General features: G+C 72.6%; 22 protein-coding genes. 11 read left to right on the top strand and 11 right to left on the bottom strand.

Features of this window, described 5'->3' with window-relative positions:
- The first annotated feature begins 1 nt into the window (after position 1).
- Positions 2–382: a DUF742 domain-containing protein gene (locus G011_RS0102950; RefSeq protein WP_174548378.1), complete on the top strand. Its 381-nt coding sequence runs from the start codon at positions 2–4 to the stop codon at positions 380–382.
- Between the two features lie 45 nt (positions 383–427).
- Positions 428–1,003 (top strand): ATP/GTP-binding protein, encoded by a 576-nt coding sequence (locus G011_RS0102945; protein ID WP_036552209.1) that lies wholly within the window; start codon positions 428–430, stop codon positions 1,001–1,003.
- Between the two features lie 442 nt (positions 1,004–1,445).
- Here the strand turns inward: G011_RS0102945 and G011_RS0102940 are convergent, their stop codons facing one another.
- From G011_RS0102940 to G011_RS0102930, 3 genes are read right to left on the bottom strand one after another with little or no spacing between them, the layout of a single operon-like run.
- The gene (locus G011_RS0102940; RefSeq protein WP_013153233.1) at positions 1,446–2,261 is read right to left on the bottom strand and encodes an ABC transporter ATP-binding protein; all 816 of its coding nucleotides are present in this window, start codon (positions 2,259–2,261) and stop codon (positions 1,446–1,448) included.
- 19 nt (positions 2,262–2,280) lie between these two features.
- Complete coding sequence (locus G011_RS0102935) at positions 2,281–3,372, bottom strand: iron chelate uptake ABC transporter family permease subunit (protein WP_020722857.1); 1,092 nt, start codon at positions 3,370–3,372, stop codon at positions 2,281–2,283.
- A complete protein-coding gene (locus G011_RS0102930) occupies positions 3,369–4,403 on the bottom strand; it encodes an iron ABC transporter permease (RefSeq protein ID WP_019607146.1) in 1,035 nt (344 codons plus the stop codon). The genes G011_RS0102935 and G011_RS0102930 overlap by 4 nt, the downstream gene beginning before the upstream one ends.
- Before the next feature lie 141 nt (positions 4,404–4,544).
- Between G011_RS0102930 and G011_RS0102925 the strand changes: the two genes are divergently transcribed.
- Both G011_RS0102925 and G011_RS0102920 read left to right on the top strand, forming a co-directional pair.
- Positions 4,545–5,552, top strand: coding sequence for an ABC transporter substrate-binding protein (locus G011_RS0102925; RefSeq protein WP_026337960.1), 1,008 nt, complete (start codon positions 4,545–4,547; stop codon positions 5,550–5,552).
- A gap of 172 nt (positions 5,553–5,724) precedes the next feature.
- On the top strand, positions 5,725–6,525 hold the full coding sequence (locus G011_RS0102920) for a GNAT family N-acetyltransferase (protein WP_019607144.1): 801 nt from the start codon (positions 5,725–5,727) through the stop codon (positions 6,523–6,525).
- Between the two features lie 42 nt (positions 6,526–6,567).
- Here the strand turns inward: G011_RS0102920 and G011_RS0102915 are convergent, their stop codons facing one another.
- The 5 genes from G011_RS0102915 to G011_RS0102895 all read right to left on the bottom strand — a co-directional run bounded on the left by G011_RS0102915 (position 6,568) and on the right by G011_RS0102895 (position 10,980).
- Complete coding sequence (locus G011_RS0102915) at positions 6,568–7,335, bottom strand: TSUP family transporter (protein ID WP_019607143.1); 768 nt, start codon at positions 7,333–7,335, stop codon at positions 6,568–6,570.
- Between the two features lie 305 nt (positions 7,336–7,640).
- Complete coding sequence (locus G011_RS0102910) at positions 7,641–7,826, bottom strand: hypothetical protein (protein ID WP_019607142.1); 186 nt, start codon at positions 7,824–7,826, stop codon at positions 7,641–7,643.
- Between the two features lie 169 nt (positions 7,827–7,995).
- Positions 7,996–8,628 carry an alpha/beta hydrolase gene (locus G011_RS0102905; protein WP_019607141.1) on the bottom strand — a complete coding sequence of 211 codons (633 nt, stop codon included), beginning with the start codon at positions 8,626–8,628 and terminating at the stop codon, positions 7,996–7,998.
- Positions 8,625–9,575: a ring-cleaving dioxygenase gene (locus tag G011_RS0102900; protein ID WP_019607140.1), complete on the bottom strand. Its 951-nt coding sequence runs from the start codon at positions 9,573–9,575 to the stop codon at positions 8,625–8,627. The genes G011_RS0102905 and G011_RS0102900 overlap by 4 nt, the downstream gene beginning before the upstream one ends.
- 160 nt (positions 9,576–9,735) lie before the next feature.
- Positions 9,736–10,980 (bottom strand): MFS transporter, encoded by a 1,245-nt coding sequence (locus tag G011_RS0102895; protein ID WP_019607139.1) that lies wholly within the window; start codon positions 10,978–10,980, stop codon positions 9,736–9,738.
- Between the two features lie 70 nt (positions 10,981–11,050).
- Between G011_RS0102895 and G011_RS0102890 the strand changes: the two genes are divergently transcribed.
- Both G011_RS0102890 and G011_RS0102885 read left to right on the top strand, forming a co-directional pair.
- Positions 11,051–12,046: a LysR family transcriptional regulator gene (locus G011_RS0102890; protein ID WP_019607138.1), complete on the top strand. Its 996-nt coding sequence runs from the start codon at positions 11,051–11,053 to the stop codon at positions 12,044–12,046.
- A 107-nt stretch (positions 12,047–12,153) separates the two neighbouring features.
- Positions 12,154–12,933 carry an SDR family oxidoreductase gene (locus G011_RS0102885; protein ID WP_019607137.1) on the top strand — a complete coding sequence of 260 codons (780 nt, stop codon included), beginning with the start codon at positions 12,154–12,156 and terminating at the stop codon, positions 12,931–12,933.
- 146 nt (positions 12,934–13,079) lie between these two features.
- Here G011_RS0102885 and G011_RS0102880 read toward each other — a convergent pair whose 3' ends face one another.
- On the bottom strand, positions 13,080–14,942 hold the full coding sequence (locus G011_RS0102880) for a serine/threonine-protein kinase (RefSeq protein ID WP_026337959.1): 1,863 nt from the start codon (positions 14,940–14,942) through the stop codon (positions 13,080–13,082).
- A gap of 455 nt (positions 14,943–15,397) precedes the next feature.
- Here G011_RS0102880 and G011_RS0102875 point away from each other — a divergent pair, with 455 nt between their 5' ends.
- The 5 genes from G011_RS0102875 (at position 15,398) to G011_RS0102855 (ending at position 20,994) form a co-directional block, all read left to right on the top strand.
- The gene (locus G011_RS0102875; protein WP_019607136.1) at positions 15,398–16,651 is read left to right on the top strand and encodes a cytochrome P450; all 1,254 of its coding nucleotides are present in this window, start codon (positions 15,398–15,400) and stop codon (positions 16,649–16,651) included.
- 18 nt (positions 16,652–16,669) lie between these two features.
- The gene (locus G011_RS0102870) at positions 16,670–17,791 is read left to right on the top strand and encodes an endo-1,4-beta-xylanase (RefSeq protein WP_019607135.1); all 1,122 of its coding nucleotides are present in this window, start codon (positions 16,670–16,672) and stop codon (positions 17,789–17,791) included.
- A gap of 139 nt (positions 17,792–17,930) precedes the next feature.
- Complete coding sequence (locus G011_RS0102865) at positions 17,931–18,854, top strand: aminoglycoside phosphotransferase family protein (protein ID WP_019607134.1); 924 nt, start codon at positions 17,931–17,933, stop codon at positions 18,852–18,854.
- 185 nt (positions 18,855–19,039) lie between these two features.
- Positions 19,040–20,005 (top strand): alpha/beta hydrolase, encoded by a 966-nt coding sequence (locus G011_RS0102860; protein WP_019607133.1) that lies wholly within the window; start codon positions 19,040–19,042, stop codon positions 20,003–20,005.
- 20 nt (positions 20,006–20,025) lie between these two features.
- Positions 20,026–20,994, top strand: coding sequence for a helix-turn-helix domain-containing protein (locus G011_RS0102855; protein ID WP_019607132.1), 969 nt, complete (start codon positions 20,026–20,028; stop codon positions 20,992–20,994).
- Positions 20,995–21,152: 158 nt separating this feature from the next.
- On the opposite strand, the gene G011_RS0102850 is transcribed toward G011_RS0102855, so the two are convergent.
- A complete protein-coding gene (locus G011_RS0102850) occupies positions 21,153–21,854 on the bottom strand; it encodes a pentapeptide repeat-containing protein (protein WP_026337958.1) in 702 nt (233 codons plus the stop codon).
- 121 nt (positions 21,855–21,975) lie between these two features.
- The gene (locus G011_RS0102845; protein ID WP_019607130.1) at positions 21,976–23,538 is read right to left on the bottom strand and encodes a PucR family transcriptional regulator; all 1,563 of its coding nucleotides are present in this window, start codon (positions 23,536–23,538) and stop codon (positions 21,976–21,978) included.
- Positions 23,539–23,616 lie beyond the last annotated feature (78 nt).

Below are 23,616 nucleotides of genomic sequence, written 5' to 3'. Positions count from 1 at the left end.
CGTGGACGCTGAGCCGTCCGGTGGGGCGTCGGGACGGGAGTGGTCGTTCGAGTCGAGTCTGATCCGGCCGTACTCGTTGACGGGTGGGCGCACGCGCCCTTCGCGTACGGACTTTTCGATGACCTCGCAGGTGGTCGCGGTCGCCCCGGCTCCCGCCGGGGAGGTGGACCCGGAACTGGAGCTGATCCTGTCGCTGTGCGCGCGGCCGGTGTCGGTGGCCGAGGTGGCCTCGCGGTCGGGGTTTCCGCTGGGGGTGACGCGGATCCTGCTGGCGGACCTGTTGGACCAGGGCCGTGTGGTGGTGCGCACCTCCGACTGGGAGCGGCACCGGCCCGACGCCGAGACGCTGCGCTCGGTGCTGGAGCGCATCCGTCAGCTGTGAGGGGCAAGGTGGTGTCGAGGTGGAGTGGATGTGTCGTTGGTCGTGATGGACGCCGAGGGTGCGGGGCCGGTTCCCGACACCCTCAAGATCGTGGTCGCGGGGGGCTTCGGGGCGGGTAAGACCACCCTGGTCTCGGCGGTGAGCGAGGTGGAGTCGCTGCACACCGAGGAGGTCATGACCTCCGAGAGTGTGGGCGTGGACGATCTGGACGGGGTGGAGGCCAAGGCGACCACGACGGTGGCCCTGGACTTCGGCCGGATCACCCTGGACGGGTCGACGGTGGTGTACCTGTTCGGTACGCCGGGTCAGCGGCGGTTCTCGTTCATGTGGGAGGAGTTGACCGAGGGCGCTCTGGGGGCGGTGGTGTTGGCCGACACCCGGCGGCTGGCGGACTCCTTCGACGCGATCGACTTCTTCGAGTCGCGCGGGGTGCCGTTCGTGGTGGCGGTGAACTGCTTCGACGGCCAGCGCACGCACCGGGCGGACGACGTGCGGGTGGCGCTGGACCTGGAGGAGCGGGTGCCGCTGCTGCTGTGCGACGCCCGGGACCGGGAGTCGGTCAAGGAGGTGTTGGTGGAGCTGGTGGCTCTGGTGTTGCGCCTGGAGCTGTCGGGCGCCTGAGAGGGGACGCCCCGAGGGAGGGGCGCGGTGGGGCCCGGGTCGCGTGGTGCGCCCCGGGCCCCACCGTGTTACCCGGGGGGCGCTCCTGGAGCGGGCGGGCGCGGAGGCTCCGTACGAGGGGTCCGGGCGGCGCCGGACCCGGATGCGCCCACCCCCCGGGTGCCCGTGGGCGGGGCTCCGCGCAGGGCGGTTCCCCTCCCCCGCCCTGTGCCCCCACATCCCCCTCCCCTCCGGCTCTGCCACCGGCGGCGTGTCCCGCCCCCTTCCGGGGGGCGGGAGGGCTCAGCGGGCGGACGGCGTGCGGGGCCCGTGTCCCCCTTCCCCGTCAACTCCGGCGCCGGTGACGTGTCCGCGCGCCGCGCAGCGGGGGTCGCGTCCTGCGGGGCCCGGCGTGCCCCTCCCCCGCCGGTGCGTCCCGCGGCCGAGCCCGTCGGCGGCGGGGTCAGCGGGCGGCGCCGCGGCGGTCCACGGGCACGATCATCGGGGTGTCGGTCTCGGGGTCGGGGATGATGCGCACGGGCAGACCGAAGACCTCCTCGACCAGGGACGCGGTCACCACGGTGGAGGGGTCGCCCTCGGCGACGATGGCGCCCTCCTTCATCACGATCAGGTGGGTGGCGTAGCGGCAGGCGTGGTTGAGGTCGTGCAGGACCGCGACCAGGGTGTAGTCGCGTTCGGCGTGCAGCTGGGCGCACAGGTCGAGCATGTCCATCTGGTGGGCGATGTCGAGGTAGGTGGTGGGCTCGTCCAGCAGCAGCAGGGGGGTCTGCTGGGCCAGGACCATGGCCAGCCACACGCGCTGGCGCTGCCCGCCCGAGAGCTCGTCCACCGACCGCTCGGCCAGTTCGGCCACGCCGGTGGAGGCCATGGCCTCGGCCACGACCGCCTCGTCCTGCTTGGACCACTGGCGCAGGAACCCCTGGTGGGGGAAGCGGCCGCGGGCCACCAGGTCGGCCACGCCGATGCCGTCGGGGGCGATGGAGGTCTGCGGCAGCAACCCCAGGCGGCGGGCGACCTCCTTGGCGGGGTAGGAGCTGATGGCCTTGCCGTCCAGGTGCACGTGGCCGTGCGCGGGCTTGAGGGTGCGCGACAGGGCCCGCAGCAGGGTGGACTTGCCGCAGGCGTTGGGTCCCACGATCACCGTGAAGGAGTTGTCGGGGATGGTGACGGCCAGGTCCCGGGAGATGACGCGCTGCTCGTAGGCCAGGGTGAGGTCGCGGCCGTTGAGGCGGGAGGCGGAGTGGTCGGCGATGGTCATCGTTCTTCCTCGGTTTCGGTCAGGCACGTCCGCCGCGCCATTCGGTGTAGAGCAACCAGATCAGGTAGCTGCCGCCGATGACGGCGGTGACCACGCCCACGGGCAGCTGGGTGGGGGCCAGGGCGCGCAGCGCGACCAGGTCGGCCACCGCCAGCAGGGCGGCGCCCATGAGCGCGGATCCGGCCAGGGTGGTGCCTCCGGTGCGCATCAGGCGCCGGGCCAGCTGGGGTGCGGCCAGGGCGACGAAGCCGATGGGGCCCGAGACGGCGATGGCGGCGCCGGTCAGGGCGCTGGCGGCGGCCAGGGCGATCAGCTGGGTGGAGCGGGTGGGCACGCCCAGGCCGCGCGCGGTGTCGTCCCCCAGTTCCATGAAGCGCAGGCGCTGGCCCAGGGCGAGCAGGACCGGCCCCAGCAGGGCCAGGCAGATCCACACGGCCGCGACCTCGGCCCAGCCGCGGCCGTTGAGGCTGCCGATCATCCAGATCTGGGCGCTGAGGGCGTCGGTGAGTTCGGCGCGGGTGAGCAGGTAGTCGCGGACGGCGCCGAGCATGGCGGCCATGCCGATGCCGACCAGGACCAGCCGGTAGCCCTGGACGCCGTTCTTGGTGGAGAGCAGGTAGACGGCGGCGGCGGTGAGCATGCCCCCGGCGATGGCGCCCAGGGACACGCCCAGGCGTGTGGCGCCGAAGAGCAGGATGACGGCGACGGCTCCGGTGGCGGCGCCGCCGGTGAAGCCGATGATGTCGGGGCTGCCCAGGGCGTTGCGCGACAGGCTCTGGAAGACGGCCCCGGCGAGCCCTAAGGCGGCGCCCACGCCGATGGCGGTCAGGGCGCGGGGCAGGCGCACCCCTTGGACGAAGAACACGTCCAGGCGTTCGCCGTAGCCCATAATCGCGGCGGGCACGGCGCCGAGCGGGATCTCGTAGTCGCCCACGGCCACCGAGACGATGAGGGCGGCGGCGCTGAGCGCGGTCAGGACGGCGGCGACGACGAGGGTGCGCGGGCGCACCAGCAGGGACAGGCGTTCGCCGAACAGGCGCAGGGCGAAGGAGCCGCGGGGTGTGGTGCGGGCGTGCTCGCGCGGGCGGCGGGGTGTCAGGGTGCGGCTCACAGGTGGGCCATTCTCGTGCTGCGGACCAGGGCGATGAACAGGGGGGCACCGACGAAGGCGGTGATGATGCCGACCTCCAGTTCGGCGCCCGGCACGATGACGCGGCCCAGGGTGTCGGCGGCGGTGAGCAGGACGGCGCCCAGGACCGCGGAGTAGGGCAGCAGCCAGCGCTGCTCGGGGCCGGTGACCAGGCGTGCGGCGTGGGGGATGATGAGGCCGACGAACCAGATGGGGCCCGCGGCGGCGGTGGCGGCGCCGCACAGCAGGATGACGCCCACGGCGGTGGCGGCGCGGATGAGGGGGATGTTGGCGCCCAGGGTGGCGGCCAGGTCGTCGCCCAGGGCGACGGCGTTGAGGGAGGGGCCCAGGCACAGGGTGAGAACGATGCCCGCGACGAGGAAGGGCGCCACCTGCCAGAAGACGTCCAGGTCGCGTCCGACCAGGGAGCCGACCTGCCAGAAGCGGATGCGGTCGAAGACGAACTCGTTGAGGACGAACACGCCGTGGATGAGGCCTTGGAGGACGACGGCGACGGCGGTTCCGGCCAGGGCCAGGCGTACGGGGGTGGCGCTGGAGCGTCCGCGTGAGCCCAGGGCGTAGACGGCGACGGCGGCCAGGGCGGCGCCGACGAAGGCGGGCCAGACGTAGCCGGTGCCGGTGGCGCCGAAGGCGATGACGGCGATGACCACGGCCGCGGCGGCGCCGGAGTTGACGCCGAGGATGCCGGGTTCGGCCAGGGGGTTGCGGGTCAGGGCCTGCATGAGGGCTCCGGCCAGGCCCAGGGCGGCGCCGACGAAGACGCCGATGACGGTACGGGGGACGCGCAGGCTGCGGATGACGTCGTGGTCGTAGGAGCCGTCGTAGGCGGTCAGTGCGGCCCACACGTCGGCGGCGGGGATGGGTTTGCTGCCGACGGTGACGCTGAGCAGGGCGCACAGGGTGAGCAGGCCCAGGGCGGCGACCAGCCCGAAGGGGCGGATGATGCGCCTGGTGAGTGTGGGGCGCGTGAGGGTGGGGGCGCGCAGGGCCACGGCTTCCCCGTTCGTTGTGGCGTGGGTGGTGGACGCGGCTGCCCTGGTGGGGTGCAACCTGTGGGCGGCACCGGTGCACTGCGCGCCGCCTCGGACAGGTTAGCCTTACCTTCATCCTGTTCGCACGGAAGGGTGCCCGTTATGCCCGAGTTGTCGCGTCCTGTGCGTGCCCTGGCCACACTAACCGCCCTGGCGGCACTGACCCTGTCCGGCTGCGCCGCCCCGCCCTCCTCCCCACGAACCGACGACGGGCCCACGCGCACCGTACAGGCCGCCAACGGAGAGGTGGAGATCCCCGCCTCACCCCAGCGCGTCGCCGTCCTGTGGCGCCCCACCCTGGCCGCCGCGACCCTGCTGGGACACGACGTGGCCGCCACCATGGGCACCCCCGGCGCACCCGAACAGGGCCTGGCCCCCTTCCTGCCCCCGGACGCCGACGGCGACGCCCTGACCCTGGTGACCAACTCCCCCGCCGAGGACGACGTCAACATCGAGGCGCTGGCCAACGCCGCCCCGGACCTGATCATCGGCGTCCACACCCAGTCCGGCGCCCAGGCGCAGATGCTGTCGGATCTGGAGGCCATAGCGCCCACGGTCCTGCTGGAGTGGGAGGGCACCGGCTCCTGGCGCGGCCACCTGCACCAGGTCGCCGAGGTGCTCGACGCCCCCGAACAGGCCGAGCGGGCCGTGGCCGAGTACGAGACGGCCCTGGAGGAAGCGCGCGAGCAGATCACCGGGGCCGGGGTGGACCCGGCCGCCACCGAGGTCTCGCTCGTGCGGCTGCAGAGCCCCAGCGAGATACGCCTGGAGACGCCCGCCTCCTTCCCCGGACAGATCGTCCAGGACCTGGGCCTGGCCCGCCCCCGGGGCCAGCACCAGGCCCAGGGCGCCACCGACTTCATCGCCCTGGGCTATGAGCACCTGGAACGCGCGGACGGCGACACGGTGTTCGTCCTGGCCGGATCGGGCTACCCCGACGCACCCCGCACCTTCTCCGAGGGGGTGTGGTCCAACCTGCGGGCGGTGCGGGACGCACGGGTGTACCGCATGGACCACGACGTGTGGGGCGCGGCCAACCACCACGCCGCCCACCGCATCATCCAGGACGTGACCGAGGCGCTGACCGGACAGGCCGAACCCGCGGTGTGAGGGTCAAGGTCACAGATCGGGCGAACCCTCCGGTAACCCCGGGCGCGCCCGCCATCGTGGACGTACACGCCACGCACCCGCCCGGCGGGGCGAGGAGTCACCCCGCCCGGGCACCCCGCGCGGCACAGCACGCACCGGGCCCCCGTCGGGCCCCACCCGCCGAGGGGGCCTGATGAGGGACCGCACCGCGTCGATCGAGTCGATGGAGCAGCTCACCCGGGTCTGGCGCACCCTGGTGCTGGACCGCGATCCCCACGCCGACGTGCGCGACCTGCCCGGCCTGGCCGTGCGCTGGGCCGACTGCCGGTTCGCCTTCTGGAACTGCCTCACCCTGACCGGCGTCGACACCGACGCCGCGGACCTCGAACACGCCCTGCACCAGGCGGAGCGGGTGATGCGCGCCAAGAGGCACCCCGGTTTCCTGTGGCTCTTCGAGGACCTGCTCGACCCACGGGCGCGCGAACACCTGCACGAGGCGGCCCACCGGGCGGGACTGGAGCACGCCTTCGGCGGCGTCGGCATGGCCGCGGACCTCGCGCACCTGCCCGAACCCTCCCACCCCGACCTGACCTTCGTACGCGTGAGCACCGACGCACACCTGCGCTCCTACGCCGACCTGAACTCCCACGCCTACGGCTTCACCCCGCAGGAGGGCCGCGACGGGCTCGTGGGATCCGCCCTGTGGAAGGACGGCGTCCACGCCTACCTGGGCATGCGCGAGGGCGAGGCGGTCACGTGCGCCGCGACGGTACCCGCGCGGGACTGCCTGTTCGTCGTGCTCGTGGCCACCGCACCGCGGTGGCAACGCAGGGGCTACGCCGAGGCCGTCACCCGCAAGGCCCTGCGCGAGGGCGCCCGGACCAGCGGCCTCAGGCGCGCCGTACTGCAGGCGACCGAGGCCGGAGCGCCCGTGTACCCGCGCATCGGTTTCACCGCCAACTCGCCGGTGCACTTCTACCGGCTGCGCGACTGAGCGCACCGCGCGTAGGGCACGCGCCCCGCGCCTCAGGCGGCCTCAGGTGAAGATGTCCCAGCCCATACGCACGAGCAGGGCGATGACCACCACCAGCAGCACCGCGCGCACGAACCCCGAACCCCGCCGCAGGGCCATACGCGCCCCGATCTGGGCGCCGATGATGGTGCACACCGCCAACCCCAGGCCCAGCAGCCAGTCGATGTGCCCGCCCAGACCGAAGACGACGAGCGCCCCCAGGTTGGTGCACACGTTGACGATCTTGGCCGAGGCCGAGGCCTCGACGAAGTCCATGCCGACCACGGCGGTGAAGGCGATGATGAGGAAGACGCCGGTGCCCGGGCCGATGAGGCCGTCGTAGAAGCTCACGCCCAGGCCCGCGATGGCCACCACCGCCAGGGCGCGGTTGCGGGTGCGCAGGCGGCGGTCGGAGGCGACACCCATGGCGGGGCGGAAGTAGACCATGAGGGCGACCCCGGCCAGGACCACCATGATGACGGGTTTGAGCACGTCGGCGGTGAGCGCGGCGGCCATGGCCGCGCCCAGCCCCGAGCCCAGCAGGGCCAGGGCGGCGGTGGGCACGACCACGCGGCGGTCGATCCTGACCTTGCGGGCGTAGGCCAGGGCGGCGGAGGTGGTGCCGAAGACGGCGCCGAGCTTGTTGGTGCCCAGCAGGGTGGCCAGGGGTGTGGTGGGCGCGGCGACCAGCAGGGCGGGCAGCAGGAGCAGGCCGCCTCCGCCGACGACGGCGTCGACCCAGCCCGCTGCGACACCGACCAGCAGGAGCAGGCCGAGGATCTCGGGGTCCATCTACCGCGCGCGCCCGAGGGAAGAGGTGATCATGGGTTCTTTTCATGGCGGGGATGGCTGACGCACGCAGCCTACTCTTGGCCTCGGGGCGGGTGTCGTCCCAGGGTGTCCTTTGCCTGTGGCTTCGCGCCGGTGCGCGACCGAGAGGGGATGGCGGGGGCGCCGGGGCGGGTTCACGAGGGAAGGGGTGAACCCGCCGTGCGTCGCTGTGCCCGCTGGGCCCCGCTCCTCGGACGTCCACCCAGGGGAGGGACGACGTCGTGGGCGTCCGGCGAAGGCGGCGGTCAGGCCCGCGGGGCCAGCGCTCAGACGGTGATGGTGATGTTGTCGATGATGTCGTCGAGGAAGCCCTCGTCACTGAAGAAGTGCAGGGGGCGGGAGAACCCGGTGGACACGGAGTCCGCCGAGGCCGGGGCGGCGCCGACCAGCAGGACGGTGGCCAGGACGGCACCGGCGGCGGCACTAGCCAGGGCACGTTGCGTCAAGCACATGAAAACCACTCCATGTCACGTTGGGTGTGCATTTCGCTGCCGATGGTATCCATTTTGGTGAGTGTCGCGCTGGCTTTTTCGCGATAAGCGGGAGTACACGGTCCACGACGTGCGAAGCGGCGACGCCCAGGGTCAGGGGACGCCGCCGCGGTTTTGGGAAAAGCGCAGGTCAGAACCGTGATCGGGCGAACCAGTCGCGGGCCCGCTCCAGTACCTGGGGCGCCACCTGGTGCCCGCCGGGGTGCTCCTCGGCCTGTACCCGGGCTCCGCGTTCGCCCAGCTGGTCGGCCAGCAGGCGCGCCTGGTCCACGGTGGTGATCGGGTCGGCCGCGCCGAAGCCCAGGAACACCCGCACCCCCGACAGGTCCACCGGGTCGGGCCGGCGCCCCTGGAGCGGAGCCCCGGCCGCGAACAGGGCGGCGCCCCGCAGCAGGTGCGGGTGGAGCAGCAGCAGGGCGGCGCCGGTGTTGGCGCCGTTGGAGAACCCGCTGACCACGACCCGCTCCGGGTCCAGGTCGTAGGCGCGCACGGCCTCGGTGACGAAGGCGGCCAGGCCGGCGGTGCGCTCGATGAGGTCCTCGACGTCGAAGACGCCCTCGCGCACCCGGCGGAACCACCGGTTCATCCCGTTCTCGTCCACCGTGCCGCGCGGTGAGAGCAGGGCCGCGCCCGGGGCCAGGGCCCGCCCCAACGGCAGGAGGTCGTGCTCGTCGGCGCCGGTGCCGTGGAGCAGCAGCAGGGTGGGCGCGCCTGGGACCGTGGCCGGGGTGAAGACGTGGACGAGGTCGTCGACGCCGCTCACCGGAGGGTCTCCAGGGCGGGCAGGTGGGCGGCGATCTGCTCGCGGTCGGGCTCCAGCCACGGCGGGAGCCTGAGCGAGCGGCCCAGTTCCAGCAGCGGCTCGTCGTAGTCGAACCCGGGGCCGTCGGTGGCGATCTCCAGCAGCACGCCGCCGGGCTCGCGGAAGTAGATGGAGGTGAAGTAGCAGCGGTCGCGGACCTCGGTGACGCCCACGCCGTCGGCCTCCAGGCGTTGGCGCCAGGCCTCCTGGACGGGACCGTCCGGAGCGCGGTAGGCCACGTGGTGGACCGTTCCGGCGGCGACCAGTCCGCGCGGCGCGCGGGGGTCGGCCACCACGTCGACGATGGTGCCCACGCCCCGGCCGGAGGCGTTGGTGTGGAAGCGGGTGCGCCCCCCGCTCTCATCCGCCAGGTGGAAGCCCAACTGCTCGCCCAGCATCTGGACGGTGCCCTCCGCGTCCTGCTCGGTCAGGGTCACCGCGCGGATGCCGCGGATGGCGTGTTCGGGCGGTACCGCTCCCCCGTCCCAGGGGTCGGTGTCGTGGTGGTCAGCGCTGGCGGCCAGTTCGATGACCAGGCCGTCGGGGTCGCGCAGGCTCAACACGTCCTCCTCACCGCGCTCGGCGGGACGGGTGGCCTCCACGTCCAGGGAGGCCAGGTGCCGGGCCCACCAGCCCAGGGAGCCCTCGGGCACGGAGAAGGTCGTGGTGGTGGCCTGGCCCGCGCCCACACGTCCGCGGGGCGCGCCGGGCCAGGGGAAGAAGGTCATGATGGTGCCGGGGTTGCCCGCGCGGTCGCCGTAGTAGAGGTGGTAGGTCTGGGGCGCATCGAAGTTGACCGTGCGCTTGACCATGCGCATGCCCAGGGCGCGCAGGTAGAAGTCGGCGTTGGCCTGCGGATCGCTGGCGATCGCGGTCACGTGGTGGATTCCCGCGGGGCGCACGTCCATGTCCCTCACCCTTCGTCGAGTTCGCCGGGGCGCCTGCCAATGTAGTTTAAATTTAAACTACCACGGTGGTGTGCTCCCTTCCCACACTCCCCCCAAGACAGCCCCCGGGACAAGCACACCGCCCGCGCGGCGCCAGAGCGCGACACGGGCGGTGACACCCCTACCGCAGACGGCGCAGACGCAGACCCGCCGCCGCGGCCACCGAGCACAACCCCAGCGCGAAGACCACCGCACCACCCCAGCCCACGGCGTCGTAGACCAGACCGCCCAACCAGCCGAACAGGCTCGACCCCAGGTAGTAGGCCAGCGTGTAGACCGCCATGGCCTGGGCCCGCCCCCGCACCGCACGGGTACCCACCCACGCCGAGGCGGTGGCGTGCGCACAGAAGAAACCGAAGGTCATCACCAACAGAGCGGCCAGCAGACCCGGCAGGGCCGTGGCGAACATCCCGCCCAACCCGACGGCCATCAACACGGTCGCCGTGGTGAGCACCGCGTACCCGCCCCAACGCGCGCTGGCTCCCCCCGCCACCGCCGAACCCAGCATCCCCGCGGTGTAGGACAGGAAGAGCAGCGAGGCCGCGGCCTGGGAGAGCCCGAAGGGCTCAGCCATCAGACGAAAACCCAACAGGTTGTAGACCGTCATGAAGGCACCCATGAGCAACAGGGCCTGTGTGTAGAGGGCGATGAGCCCGGGCGTGGTCACCGCCGCACGCAGGCGCCCGCCCATCCCGCCCCCGCCCGACCCCTGCGACGGGGACGCCTCCCCCCGCACCGCGACGGTGCGCGCGACCCGCGGACGGCGGGGCAGGACCAGCGCGAACACGGCCAGCGCGACCAGGGCCAGCAGGGTGTTGGCGGCGATCCCCCACTGCCAGCCGCCCAGATCCGCGGCGAACCCGGCCAGCAGACGCCCGCCCATCCCGCCCAACGGGTTGCCCGCGATGTACAGACCCGTGGCACGCGAGGCATCGGCCGGGTGGATCTCCTCCGACAGGTAGGCCACCGCCGCGGCCGGCACCCCGCCCAGAGCCGCACCCTGCAACGCGCGCAGCACCAGCAGCGGCCACAGATCGGCGACGAAGGGGATCACACAGCCCAGCAGCGTCGCGGCCAGCAGGGAGACACCGATGACACGGGCACGACCGAAACGGTCGGCCGCCCCGCTCCAGACCAGCGTGAACCCCGCCAGACCACCCGTGGCCAACGAGACCGCGAGCGCGGCCTGGGAGGCCGAGGCGCCGAAACCCTCCGCGATCGCGGGCAGGATCGGCTGGACCGCCCACAGCTGGGCGAAGGTCGCCACGGCGGCGGCCACCAGCGCGATGACCGTGCGCCGGTAGGCGCCGGTCCCCGCACGGGGACGGGTGTCGTACTCAGGCGGCGAGGCACTGGTCAGGCTCATACCGCCCACGCTAGAAAGACCAGTTTCATACGTCCAATGCATGCTTTGCCGTTGACCCATACTGAAACGCATGGAACGCAGTGAACACGACGACACCGACGCCCTGGCCCAGATCCTGGCGCCCCGCCTGCGCATGGTGGCCGCGGTGGCCGCCACCGAACACATCACCCAGGCCGCCGAAGCGCTGGGCACACCCCAACCGACCCTGAGCCGGGCCCTGGCCCGAACACAGGAGGAACTGGGCATCGCACTGGTCGAACGCACCGGACGCGGAGTACGACTGACCCGCGCCGGAAGACTGCTACTACCGCACGTGGAACGAGCCCTGGCCGACCTGCGCCAGGGCCTGGCCGAACTGACCGGAGCCGAGGAGGGCCGGGTCGCGCTGACCTTCCTGCCCACCCTGGGCGTGGAGGTGGTCCCGGCACTCCTGCGGGACTTTCGCGCCCGACACCCGGGGGTGCGCTTCTCCCTCACCCAGGAGCCGTGGTCGGAGTCCCTGCACCGGCTCACCGCCGGCGGCGCGGACCTGGCACTGACCTCACCGCTGCCCTCGGGGCAGGGACTGGCTGCGGCCACACTGCACACCCAGGTACTGCGCCTGGTAGTGCCCGAACAACACCCGCTCGCACAGGAACACCAGACACCGGACGACGGGGCGGCGGGCGAAGAAGCGGGCACGGCACCGCCCGGGGTGACGGTGACCACCGCGGCACACGAGGAGTTCATCCTGCTCAAACCCGGACGGGGCGTACGCCACCTGACCGACCGCATCGTGGAACAGGCCGGATTCACCCCCCGGGTGGCCTTCGAGGCCGACGACATCGCCACCGCACGCGGACTGGTGGCCGCGGGACTGGGGGTGTCCGTGCTCCCGGCACGCCCCAAGGGACCGCTGAGCGGAACGGTGGAACTGGGCATCGAGGGCGTGGACGCCCGCCGCCCCATCGGCGTGGTCTGGCCCCAGCAGGGATCGGGCGGCGGCTACGAACCCCCCGCGGTGACACTGTTCCGCGACCACGTGCGGCGGGTGGGCCCACGCCTGATCCCCGACCTGACCGGGTAAGGGCACACCCACCCACAGCCCCCACCACCCGGCGGCGAACCCGCCCAGCCCCGCGCTCACGCGAAAACCACTGGTGCGCGGCACGGGAGCCGCGCGAGCATCACCCCATGACGCACACACCGCCCTCCCACCCGCCCCGACCCGTCGCCCTGGTCACCGGCGTGGGCCGCACCATCGGCATCGGCTCCGCCGTCGCCCGCCGCCTGGCCGCCTCCGGATGGGACGTGGCCTTCACCCACTGGAACGCCTACGACGCCCGCATGAGCTGGGGCGCCGAACCGGACGCCACCCGCACCATCCTCAACGCCCTGGCCGAGCACGGCGCCCGCGCCGCGGCCATCGAGGCCGACCTGGCCGACACCGCCACCGCCGCACACGTCTTCGACACCGCCCAGGAGCGGCTGGGCCCCGTGAGCGCACTCATCATGTGCCACTGCGAGTCGGTCGACTCCGGACTCCTGGAGACCACCGTGGACAGCTTCGACCGGCACTTCGCGGTCAACGCCCGCGCCACCTGGCAACTGGCCCGCGAATTCGGCCTGCGTTTCACAGCAGAGCACGGCACCGGACGCATCATCGCCCTGACCAGCGACGACACCGTGGGAAACCTCCCCTACGGCGCGAGCAAGGGCGCCCTGGACCGCATCGTGCTCTCCTGCGCACGCGAGCTGGCCCACCTGGGGGTGAGCGCCAACGTCATCAACCCCGGCCCCGTCGACACCGGCTGGATGTCACAGCGGACCAAGACCGACTGCCTCCAGCACACCCCGCTGGGGCGCCTGGGCACACCCCAGGACACCGCGGACCTGGTGGAGTTCCTGTGCTCACCCCGCGGGCGGTGGATCAACGGCCAACTCCTGACCAGCGACGGCGGCATCTCCGCCTGACCCAACCCCCACCGCCGGGCGCGGGGCCCCTCCCCCGCGCCCGGAAGCCCCTGGAAGGGGCGTCGGGCCGCCCCGACCCGACCCACACGGCCATACCCGGGCCACCCCGTGGGCGTCGGCGACGCCGACCGGCACCATCCCCGGACTCAGCCCCAGAAACCGAAGCTGTACAGCAGACCGTTGGTCGCCGCGATCGCACCCAACGCCAACACCGCACCCGTGACGAACGACGTACGCAACGACCTGACCAGGTACTCCAACGACACCAGGTTGTTCAAGATGAAGTACCCCAGCATCATCGCGTGCCAGAAGGACTCCCACCGCAAGGGCTCGAACGCGTACGGCGCCCCCGTCCACACCTCGGTCTCGGTGGTGAACCACGCCCACGCCAACGCCGCCCCGTACCCCAACGGCACCTGGATCAACGGAATGATCAGCAGCGGCAACAGCTTGACGAAACCCCACAGGCCCGGCTGGTCGGCATGGCGCGCCTGGCTCTGGGCGCGGCGCGCGGCCTCCTGCTCGGCCCGCACCCGCTCACGGTGGGCCCGCTCGGCCTCCTGACGGCGCCGGTGCTCCAGCCGCTGCTCCTGCTGCTGACGCTGCTGCTCCTCCGCCCGCCTGCGCTGCTCCTCCTGGTGGCGCTGCTGCTCCTGCATCCGGCGCTGGCGCTGCTCCTCCTGCTGACGCAACTGCTCCTGCTGCTGGCGGCGCGCGTCCGCGGCCGGATCACGCCGATCACCGTACAGGTCGGCGTAGGCGTCCTCCTGGCTGGGCCGGTCCGGCTGCCGGTGACCCGCGGCCTCCTCCCGCCCGTGGGAAGCACCGCCCTGACCGTGAGCCGCCCCCTGGCCATAGGCCGTGGCGCCCTGACCGTACTGGGCGGTCGGCGGCACCTGCTGCCCCGACGGGAAACGGGCCGTGGCCCCATACCCCTGCTGCTCACCCCACACCGAGGTCGCACCGCCCTCGTGCCCCGGCGCCTGCGGCGTGACCCGGGTGGCCGCCTCATCACCGAACACACCCGCACCAGCCGCAGCTCCCGCCGCACCACCCACAGCAGCAGCACCCCCCTGCCCCAGCACCTCCGTGCGCTGGTGCTGACCGGTGACACGCCCATCCCCAGCAGCGGCCGCCAACGCCCCGTTGACCTTGGCCACCTGCTCCTGCACCCCCCGCATCACCGCCGCGGGCAACCAGGTCGGCCCCGTGGCCACATCACCCAGGTAGTCCAGGATCTCCCCCGGCCCCGGACGGCCCTGCGGATCCTTGGACAAACACGCCGCCACCAGATGACGCAACGACTCGGGCACACCCGACAGATCCGGCTCACGACTGATGATGCGCATGACCATGGTGGGCATACTGCCCTCACCGAAGGGACCCGTCCCCGCCGCCGCGTAGGCCAGCACCGCACCATAGGCGAACAGGTCACTGGCCGGGGTGAGCGCCTCCCCCTGCACCTGCTCCGGACTCATGAACCCCGGCGTACCGATCACCGACTGCGTGGCCGCCGTACCGTCGGTGGCACGGGCGATACCGAAATCGATCACCCGCGGCCCGTCCTCGGCCAACAGCACGTTGCCGGGCTTGAGGTCACGGTGGATCAACCCCACCCGGTGGATGTCGGCCAACGCCTCGGCCAGACCCGCCGCGAGCACCCGCACACTCGCCTCCGGCAACGGCCCGTGGTCGTGCACCGCCGTGTCCAACGGCAACGACGGCACGTACGAGGTGACCAGCCAGGGCACCTCGTCATCGGGACCCGCGTCGATCACCGGCGCGGTGAACGCACCGCTGACCTGACGGGCGGCGTTGACCTCACGGGCGAAACGCTCCCGGAAGGAGGCGTCGGCGGCCATGTGCGGATGAATGCGCTTGACCGCCACCGCACGCCCCCCGGCCGAACGGCCGAAGAACACCTGGCCCATGCCGCCAGAGCCCAAACGGCCGATCAGCCGGTACCGGCCGATACGTTCCGGGTCACTGGGATCGAGCCTAAGGGACACTACAGCCTCCACACACGACGTTTCGCCACCCCCGGGTGCCAGAGGATGACCACCGCCTCCCCCGGTGCCCGAGCACCCGCCGGAAAGACGCCTGCCCCCAACCTATCGGCGGGCGCACCCCCAGCCTCCCCCGCCAACCCCGGCGTGTGCGCCGATACGCGCCCCCACACCCCCAGCACCGCCCCGACCCGGCACCCGCCCCGCACCCGTGACGCCCCGCCCACCCCCCCGGGTTCACCCCACCCCGGCCGACCACACCCACCACCCCACACCCGCACAACCCCGACCACCTGCGACAACCCCACCACCACACCCCACCCGCCAACGCCGCACCCCAACGACGAACCACCCCGCAAAGTTCCCCCCTGACCGCAGGCGGCCAACTCACCCACCCGCCTGACCAGGCACCCCCCACCCGCCTAGGGTCGAAAAAACACGCGACAGGAGAACACACCATGCACATCCCCGACGCCCTGCGCACCGACGCCCAGCTGCGCCTGGCCCACGCCACCTCCTGGACCGCCGCCCAAGCCGGCGACCACCCCAGCAGACTCCTGCACTACCCCTGGCGCGACAACCCCTACCCCACCTACCAACGCCTGCGCGACCAAGGCCACTTCGCCACCAGCAAACTCCGCTTCCGCACCGCCAACACCTACCAAGCCGTCAGCGCCCTACTACGCGGACGCGAATTCGGCGTCCAACCCCCCGACGGAACCGCCCCACTCCAACAGTTCGACATCCTGGACCTGTCCTTCCTCATGCAGGACCCACCCGAACACACCCGCCTGCGCCAACTCGCCCGCCCCGCCTTCAGCCCCCGCCGCATGAGCGAGTACGAAACCCACATCACCAAGATCACCCACGAACTCCTGGACAAGGCCACCGCCAAGGGCCACTTCGACCTCATGCGCGACTTCGCCCAACCCCTGCCCATCGCCGTCATCAGCCACCTGCTTGGCGTCCCCGCCGCCCAGGACGCCGAGTTCGTCCGCATCGGCCACGCCCTGGGCAGCGCCCTGGACGGCGCCCGCTCGGCGAGTCACCTGCGCAGCATCCACCAGGCCACGGCACAATTGGACCTGCTGTTCACCCGGCTCATGCGACAGCGCCGCGCCGACCCCCGCGATGACGTGGTCTCCACCCTGGTCACCCAGGCCGACGACGGCCACCTCACCGCGACCGAACTGAGCACCATGTGCCGCCTGCTGCTGATCGCCGGGTTCGAGACCACCGTGAACCTCATCGGGAACGGGGTGATGGCCCTGCTGCGCCACCGCCACCAGTGGGAACGCCTCGTCGCCGACCCCGACCTGGCCCCAGGCGCCGTGGAGGAGACCCTGCGCTTCGACTCACCCGTCCAGATGACCAGCCGCTGGGTCCACACCGACACCACCGTCCAACACCAACCCCTGCGCCGCGGCGGCTACGCCATGTGCCTCATCGGATCCGCCAACCGCGACCCCGCACGCTTCACCGACCCCGACCGCTTCGACATCACCCGCCCCGACGCCGCCGACCACCTCTCCTTCTCCAGCGGCGTCCACTACTGCCTGGGCGCACCCCTGGCCCGCCTCGAAGGCCGCATCGCCCTACGCGCCCTGGCCGAACGCCTCCCCCACCTGCGCCCCACCGCCCCACCCACCCGCCGACCCACCACCGTCGTACGCTCCCTGTCAGCCTTCCCCGTCACCACCGGCACCCGGTAGAAGGTGAGAGCCGACCAGATGCCCAGCACGGCCTCCTCCCCCTGGCGCCCGCTCACCCGCGGACGCGGAGCCCTGCTGACCGCCGCCGCCCTGTGCGCGATCATCCTCCTGGTCACCGCGATCCTGGCCCTCACCCTGCCCGCCCAACCAGAATCCACCGGCGCCGCCCAACTCCCCCACCTGGCCCGCCAGAGCGACATCGACCTGGGCGTCGCCGTAGCCGTCAACCCCCTCGTCCACGACCGCGAGTACCGCTCGGTGGTCACCGAGCACTACACCTCCCTGACCGCCGAGAACACCATGAAATGGGAGTACGTCCAACCCCAACGCCACACCTTCGACTGGAGCGGCCCCGACACCGTCGTCGACTTCGCCGAACGCAACAACCTCACCGTGCACGGCCACACCCTGCTCTGGCACAACCAACAACCCGCCTGGCTCGCACAAGGCACCTGGACCCCCGACGAACTACGCCAGGTCATCCGCGAACACATGCAGGCCCTCATGGGCCGCTACCAAGGACGCGTCACCTCCTGGGACATCGTCAACGAACCCTTCGAGGACAGCGGCCCCCGCCTACGCGACAACCTCTGGTACCAGGTCCTGGGCGAGGACTACATCGCCCAGGCCCTCACCACGGCCCACGAGATCGACCCCCAGGCCCGCCTCTACATCAACGAGTTCGGCATCGAAGGCGGCGGCCCCAAGACCGAGGCCCTCTACCAACTGGTCACCACCCTGCTCGAACGCGACGTCCCCCTGCACGGCATCGGCTTCCAGAGCCACTTCATCCACGGACACGTCCCCGACGACCTCGCCGAACAGCTACGCCGCTTCACCGACCTGGGCCTGGAGGTCAGCATCAGCGAACTCGACGTACGCATCCCCGAACCCGTCCCCGACGGAGCCCTCCAGGACCAGGCCCGCGAATACGCACAGGTCGTCCAGGCCTGCCTGGACGTACCCCGCTGCGTACGCGTGTCCGTGTGGGGAGTCAGCGACCAGCACTCCTGGATCCCCGAATGGTTCCCCGGCTACACCGCCGCACTGCCCTTCGACGACTCCTACGCACCCAAACCGGCACTCAACGCCATGGTCCAGACCCTCTCCCGCCGACACCCACGCCCCCCGACGCACTGAGCACACACCCCCACCCGCCCACCCGCTACCCTCGAACCCCACAACGAACAACGAACGAGGTGTTCGGTATGCGTTAGACCCGTGGACCCCCGGCGCTCCTTCGTCACCAGCCAGACCACAACGACGAAGGACACACCACATGCACGACGACACTCCCCCCATCCGCGTCCCCGACGCCCTCGCACCCCTGCTGGACCGCTTCTTCGGACCCCAGTGGACCCAAGGGCTACCCGAACTCACCCGACGCCAGCTCAAACGATGGGACCTGCACCCCGTGGGCGCGCCCATGCACGGCATGGTCGCCCTCGTCGTCCCCGTACGACTCCCCCACGGGGACTCCGCCGTGCTCAAGATCCAACCGGTGGACGAGGAGAGCCGGGGCGAACCCGACGCCCTGCGCACCTGGAACGGCGACGGCGCCGTACGCCTCCTCCGACACGACCCCGACACCGGCGCCATGCTCCTCGAACCCCTCGACCCCGCACGCACACTCGACACCGTCCCCATCGACCAGGCCCTCACCACCATCGGCGCCCTCCTGGCCCGCCTCACCGCCCACCCGGCGCCACAGGGCATGCGCACCCTGGCCGACACCACCCGCGCCATGGTCACCCGGGCCCAGCACCTGGCACCACACCTGCGCACCGCACACGAACGCGACCGCATGAACGCACTCGCCGCCCGCGCCCGCGAGATGGCACCCGAAGCCGGAGACCGGCTCCTGCACTGGGACCTGCACTTCGAGAACGTGCTCGCCCCCCTGCCCGGCACCGACCGCGAACCCTGGCTCGCCATCGACCCCAAACCCCTCGCCGGAGACCCCGGCTTCGACCTCTTCCCCACCCTGCACAACCGCTGGGACGAAGCCCTCGCCACCGGCGACCCCCGAAAGGAAACCCGCCGCCGCCTGGACCTGGTCTCCGAGGCCGCCCACATCCCCCGCGACCGCGCACGCGCCTGGACCCTCGTCCGCGTCCTCCAGGAATGCGTCTGGGCCGTCGAGGACGGCGAACCCGCCCTGCCCCGCGTACCGGTGACCATCGCCGAAGCCCTGGGCGCATAACCACCACCGCCCCCGGCTGTCCCCGACGCACGAGGTCGTCGTCGGGGACAGCCGGGACGGACCAGGAACACCACCACAGCACACCCCGCCGTGTGGCGGCACACACCCGCCACACGGCACTGCCCCGCACCCACACCCGCCCCCGACAATGGTGACGCACGACACACCACCAACGGGAGGCACCCGTGACCACACCACCCCGCCCCGCACTCGACCCCGAACTCGCCGCCGCCCTCACCCTCCTCGGCGACGAGATCACCCCCTCCATCACCCCCGACATGATCCCCGCCCTACGCCAACGACGAGCCCACCTCCTGCCCACCGACACCACCCTCCACCCCGCCTACACCGAAACCCCACACCACGCCCCCAGCCACGACCACACCCCCATCCCCCTCATCCACTGGCACCCCACCCACACCACCACCCCCACCGGCGCCCTCTACTGGATCCACGGCGGCGGCATGATCATGGGCTCACACTGCGGCACCGAGATCCCCGGCCTCCTCGAAACCGCCCACGAACTCGACCTCGCCCTCATCTCGGTCGACTACCGCCTGGCCCCCGAACACCCCCACCCCACCCCCGTCGAGGACTGCTACGCGGGCCTGACCTGGATTACCGACAACGCCACCGACCTCGGCCTGGACCCCACACGCATCGTCATCGGCGGAGGCAGCGCGGGCGGCGGCCTCGCCGCCGCCACCACCCTGCTCGCCCGCGACCGCGGCGGCCCCGCCCTCCAGGGACAACTGCTCATCTGCCCCATGCTCGACGACCGCAACGACACCGTCTCCTCCTACCAGATGGCCGGAACCGGCGTATGGGACCGCACCTCCAACGCCACCGGCTGGACCGCCCTGCTCGGCCCCCACGCGGGCGGCCCCGACGTCTCCCCCCACGCCGCACCCGCCCGCGCCCAGGACCTGTCCGGACTACCCCCCGCCTTCCTGGACGTGGGCTCCGCCGAGACCTTCCGCGACGAGGTCGTCGACTACGCCTCCCGTATCTGGCAGGCGGGCGGATCAGCCGAACTGCACGTGTGGCCCGGCGGCTTCCACGGTTTCGACGGCATCGCCCCCCAGGCCGCCCTCAGCCGCAGCGCCCGCGCCCAACGCCTGCCCTGGCTGCGCCGGATCATCGGAGCCTGAACCCGGGGCACCATGAAGGCATGAGAGAGCTCCTGGGAAGGATCTCCGCGCTGGACCCCGAAGCGGGCGCCGCCGTCAAGGTCATCGCCTACTTCGACGAACTCACCGGAGCCGGAATCGAACCCGTCATCCGCGGCGCCGCCGTCCTGACCGGCGTCCCCGCCGGGTTCACCCACCCCGGACGCGGCCTCGCGCTGCGCGCCGACCCCGCCGGAGAGGTCCGGCGCACCGTCGCCGACCCCGACCCTTCCTGGCACTCGACCCGGGTCGGCGGCGGCGTGCTGTGGCTGGAACGCGCCACCGCCGCCCCCGGCCCGGTGGAGGCGATGGTCCTCGAACGCGCGGCCGCCGCCCTGCGCGCCCGGCTCGAACACGCCCCGCCCCCGGCGGGCGGACGCACAGCCCTGGCCTGGGCCCTGGTCGACGCCGACCTGCCCGAGGAGCAGCGCGTCCTGGCCGCCCGCCGGTACGGGCTCGCCCCGGGGTCCCGGGCCCGCGCGGTGGCCGACCACGGCGGCGGCGTGCGCGTCCTGGCCGCCGAGGAGCCCCCGGGGGCGCGGAGGGCGGGGGTGGGGCCGGCCGTGGAGGCACTGGACCTGCCCTCATCCTGGCACGACGCCCGCAAGGCGCTGCGCTTCACCGCCCGGGGGACCGGCGCCGACCCGGGTCCGCGCGTGGTGTTCGCCGAGGATCTGGGCGGGCTGCTGCTCCTGGCCGACACCGTGCGGCCCGGCGGCGAGCCGGTGCCGGACGTCGCGGCCCTGGAACGGGTGGCACGCGAGGCCCCGCCGCTGCTGGCGGTCCTGGACGCGGTGGCCTCCTCCCCCAGTCTGCGGGCGGCGGCCCGGGCGCAGGGCCAGCACCACTCCACGCTCCAGGAAGGCATGGGGCGGGCCGAACGCCTGCTGGGCTGGCCGGTGCGCGAGGTGTCGGGGCGGCTGCGCCTCCAGGTGGCATTGGCCCTGCGTCGGGTGTACTGCAATCTCTGATTGTCGTTCTTGTTTTTCTCCCCTAATCGAAATGATGGAAAGAGACAGGCACCTTTACGACGTAGATTCAAAGATTCGACTGACGTCCTCGCCGCAACTCGGAGCACCTTGCGTCACACCAGCCACGCTTTCGGGCAGCGCACCCCTGGCGAAGGGTCCTACTCCATGACGGTGATGCCCAGGGCTGCCAGGATGGCGCCCGCCTGCACCGGACTGATGCTGGCCCCCCGCAGGTACCCGGCCTGCTCCAGGGTGGGCTCCCCCAGATCGGCGCCGCGCAGGTCGGCCCCCGCCAGCTTGACGTTGACCAGGTTCGCGCCGCGCAGCCGCGAGTCCGTCCACACCGTCTCACGCAGGTCCGCGCTGGCCAGGTCGGCCTCGTCCATGCGCAGTCCCTCCAGGGTCTGCCCGCGCAGCACCAGGCCCTTGCAACGGGCCAGCATGAGGTTGCAGTGCGCGAAGGTGTAGCCGATCCCCCGCAGCGAGTTCAGCCCGGCCCCGGTCATCCGGCAGCCGGTGAAGGCGGTGTCGGTGAGCAGGGCGCCCTGCCAGCGGGTGTTGGCCAGGTCCACCCGCTCGAACCTGGTCTCGGTGCACTCGGCGTGCGAGAACACCGCCCCCGAGGCGCTGCCTCCGGTGAACACCGCGCCCTCCAGGACGGCCCGCTCCAGGCGGGCCCCGTCCAGGCGGCAGTCGCGGAAGACGGCGTCGACCAGGTCGGCGTCGCGCAGGTCCGCCTCGGTCAGGTCGCAGCGGGTGAACACGCGCGGTGCGTCCAGGGGCCGGGACAGCTGGTCGCGCAGGTCGGCGCCGTTCAGATCGGCGTCGGTGGTCTCGGGGAGAAGGAGGTCGGTACTCATCGCCAGCACCCTAGCGGTGACCCGCGACACGCGTGCTCCGGCGCGCCCGCCCGGTGCGGGCCGCTGCCCTTCCCCGCCCCGCAGCCCCTCTCCCCCACCCGCGGCCCTCCCCCGCCCCGGGTCAGTCCCGGAGCTTGAGCGCCAGGAACAGGTCCACCCGGTGCTCCAGGCTGCTCAGATCCCGTCCGGTCAGCTCCTCCACCCGGCCGATCCGGTACCGCAGCGTGTTGACGTGCACGTGCATCGTGGCGGCGCAGCGCTGCCAGGACCCCGAGTGGGCCAGGAACTGCTCCAGGGTGCGCACCAGCTCCGAGCGGTGGTCGCGGTCGTAGGCCAGCAGCGGGCCCAGCAGCCGCTCGCGGTAGGAGGACTGCACCTCCTCGGGGACCGAGGCCAGCAGCAGTTCGTGGGAGTCGATCTCGGCCCCGGCGATCACCCGGGACCGGCCGCCGCGCAGCTCGGCCAGGCGGCGGGCGTGGCGGGCCTCCACGGCGGCGCCGCGCAGGTCGGGCACGCCCCGCACCGCCGAACTGAGGCCGATGGCCAGCCGGTGGTCGAGCAGGCCTCCCTCCAGGACGCGGGCGCGGTGCAGCAGCGCGGAGCGGACCTCCTCGGCGCGTGCGCGGGCGTCGGTTCCGGCCACCGGGACGACGGCCAGGGCGTCCTCGTCACCGGTGACGACGGTGCCGGGGCGGTCGGCGACCAGTTCCAAGAGCACGCGCCGGGCCAGGTCGGGCACGCGCGGCTCGGGCAGCATGACGGCGCTGACCACGACGTGGCTGCCCTGGCCGCCGGTCGGGTCGGTGCCGCGCAGGAGTTCGGTGACCTCGTCGAAGCGCTGGGCGGCCAGCAGCCGGGGCAGTCCCTCCAGGTGGCGGGCGTCGGTCAGGGCCCGCTCCTCGGCGCGGCTGCGGGCGAGCCCGGCGATGGAGACGAGTTCGGCCACCGACTCGTGCTCCTCCTCGGTCCAGGAGGCGTGGTCGCCCTCGCAGACCACCAGCCAGGTGGCCAGGGGGTGGGACTCGCGGGCCTGGACGGGCAGGAGCGTGAGGGCGCGGTCCTCCCGCTGGGGGGTGCGGACGGTGTGGGGCAGGGTGGGGCCGGTCAGGGCGCGGGCGGCGATCCACTCGCGCTCCTCCTCGGGCAGGGGCCCGCCGGAGGCGGCGATGTGGCGGCCGGTGCAGGACAGGACCCAGGCGGCCCGTCCGGTCTGCGCGGCGGCCTCGGCGAAGGCCCGGGGGAAGTCGGCCCCGGCGGCGACGTCGGCCATGAGGCGGCGGTGGCGGTCGCGGGTCTCGGCGATGGTGGTGAAGCGGTGCTGGGTCAGGGAGCGCAGCACCTCCTCGGTGACCGCGCCGAAGGAGGTCTCCGGGGGCACCTCCACCAGGGGCAGGTCGTGCTCGCGGCAGGCCTCCACCAGGTCGGCGGGGACCTCGCCCAGGGCGGTCCCGGCGCCGACGGCGACCGCCCCGGCCCCGGCGACGGAGGCCACGAAGGTGCGCGAGTCCTCGGGGCGGGTGCGCCACATCATCCCGGTGAGGACGAACTCGCCGCCGCGCAGATAGCGGGCGGGTTCGAGCAGGTCGGTGGTGTAGGCCCACCGCAGGGTGCGGTGCGCGTGCTCGGCCCCCGACAGGAATCTCAGGTGCAGCCGTGTGACCGCGAGCAGCTCGCTGATCCGCATGAACGTCCCTCTGTCGCTCGTGTGGGCGGCGGGCGCCCGGGGTGGTGAGGCGGTGGATGTTACTCCGGTGACGCCACT

Origin of the sequence: Nocardiopsis sp. CNS-639, from assembly GCF_000381685.1 — a bacterium.
GTDB classification, from domain to species: Bacteria; Actinomycetota; Actinomycetes; order Streptosporangiales; family Streptosporangiaceae; genus Nocardiopsis; species Nocardiopsis dassonvillei.
This window is presented reverse-complemented; position numbering and strand designations above follow the sequence as displayed.